The sequence below is a fragment of the Rhizobium ecuadorense genome (genome assembly GCF_001187535.1).
GTDB classification, from domain to species: Bacteria; Pseudomonadota; Alphaproteobacteria; order Rhizobiales; family Rhizobiaceae; genus Rhizobium; species Rhizobium ecuadorense.
The window spans coordinates 1-356 of record NZ_LFIO01000388.1; the positions used below are offsets into that span (position 1 = coordinate 1).

At 51.1% G+C, this 356-nt stretch carries 1 protein-coding gene; it reads left to right on the forward strand.

The features are described 5' to 3' along the window. Positions 1 to 209 precede the first annotated feature (209 nt). The coding region (locus tag AF337_RS10520; protein WP_244471211.1) for a LacI family DNA-binding transcriptional regulator at positions 210 to 356 on the forward strand (147 nt) is incomplete at its 3' end.

Consider the following 356-nt stretch of genomic DNA (forward strand, 5'->3'; position numbering starts at 1 on the left):
GCGCCAGCCAGCAGCCCGCGTACGGCGCGCATTGAAAAACTCATGTGATTTCCTCCCAAAAGGCGGTCGAGAGTAACAATTCCTCAAAGCAAGGCTCCCAACTCGCTGGAATATTTGTATCAACGGATTGCTGGAAATGGAATGCCTATTGCGTTTTGATGAAATTAATGTACCATTTCATCTCATCCTATAATGGAATGAAACATATCATGAAGAGACCGACCATTGCCGATCTTGCCCAGGCGTCCGGCGTCAGCATCGCCACGGTCAACCGCATCCTCGGAGGTACCGGCGCAGTGCGTGCGGAAACGATCGAGAGGGTGCAAAATGCCGCGGAAGAGATTGGATTTTATGGC